Origin of the sequence: Lacticaseibacillus manihotivorans DSM 13343 = JCM 12514, assembly GCF_001435035.1 — a bacterium.
Classification (GTDB): Bacteria; Bacillota; Bacilli; order Lactobacillales; family Lactobacillaceae; genus Lacticaseibacillus; species Lacticaseibacillus manihotivorans.
Genome location: NZ_AZEU01000333.1, coordinates 1 through 1,279 on the forward strand (window position 1 = coordinate 1; position 1,279 = coordinate 1,279).

General features: G+C 44.5%; 2 protein-coding genes. One reads left to right on the forward strand and one right to left on the reverse strand.

The genetic code is table 11. The features are described from left to right. Positions 1 to 335: 335 nt before the first annotated feature. Positions 336 to 896: a hypothetical protein gene (locus FD01_RS15570; protein WP_056965282.1), complete on the forward strand. Its 561-nt coding sequence runs from the start codon at positions 336 to 338 to the stop codon at positions 894 to 896. Positions 897 to 1,024: 128 nt separating this feature from the next. On the opposite strand, the gene FD01_RS15575 is transcribed toward FD01_RS15570, so the two are convergent. Beyond that, entirely contained in the window at positions 1,025 to 1,219 is a 195-nt protein-coding gene (locus FD01_RS15575; protein WP_056965284.1) for a hypothetical protein, read from the reverse strand. Between the last annotated feature and the right edge of the window lie 60 nt (positions 1,220 to 1,279).

Here is a 1,279-nt window from a genome sequence, read left to right on the forward strand (position 1 = left end):
TCAGACCGGCCAGATGCGATTTCATGTCCCAAATACCGAGGTGAATAATCCAGGAGGTTCTCTATATAGATTAAGTCCATTTTTTGAACTTCCGCTCGTAGCAAGGGTTTGAGAGCTTTTTTGACCAAATTCGCCGCGTAAATAGACATCGGTTGCTTTCACATCGAGCTTGGACAGATAGGTAGATTGTAAAATTAATCCGAACAGCGTTCGGATTAATTTTACAATCTACCAATTTGCCAGTGCATAAATTTTCCTTTCTTGACATATATCAATTTTAATAAGTTTAGAATAGCATATAATGGACTTATAATGAAGAATTGGAGGAATCATTCATGACTAAAAAATACGTTGCTAACATCGTACCACTAAACGCAGAAGGCATTGGAACGGCACCCCATGGAACTGCCACCTTTGTTGAAGACGGTGACCAATTACACGTGGCGATTGAAATGTTTGATACACCTGCAAATACGCAACACTGGGAACATTTCCACGGTTTTCCAGATGGTAAGGCGGCCCAAATTGCCACGATGGCGCAGGATGCCAATCATGACGGATTTGTCGACTTGCCAGAAACTGAACCAGTCTCAGGGACAACGATGGTGCCATTTGACAACGCCCCACATCACATGGACGTGCCAAATGATAACTACCCAGTCGCTGACGCCCAAGGCCACTTTGCCTACGAAATCGATGTGCCATTAGCTGATTTGAAAGCGAAGTTCAAAGAAGTTTTTGGTACCGATGACTTGGAACTCGACAAACGGGTCATCTACATTCACGGCGTACCACAAGACTTGGCTTTACCAGCCACCGTTGCTGGTGAAGTTGGCGCCTACGATGCACACGTCACCTTACCAATTGCGGTTGGGAAGATTGAAGTCGCAGACTAACCTAAAATTTGAAGTAAGCTAAAACATAACGACCGGATGAGCCTATCACATGACAGGTTCATCCGGTCGTTATGTTTATTTCTTTAGACTATCGACGGAAGCCTTGAAAACGCGAAATCGATTGACGATTATGGTTCCGACTGGCGAAGCACGTCCGTTAATTGTTGCCGAAAAATTGGCGTCCAGATATTCCGATAACCTAATCGGGTTGGATGAGCGTCGTCGACCATTGCTAGTGGTTGGGCGCGATTTTCAGCTTTGACCACTGGATCTTGCCAGAGGTCAATAATCGTGAAGTGCCACTTTTTTTGTAAGACTTTCAATTGCTCCCCAGTTTACAATTCAAGTGCAACACCTTAGCGACTAGACCAAAAAGGCCATGA

Excerpts from the sequence above, each read along its gene's own strand:
- FD01_RS15570 (WP_056965282.1), top strand. The coding sequence starts at position 336 with ATGACTAAAAAATACGTTGCTAACATCGTACCACTAAACGCAGAAGGC.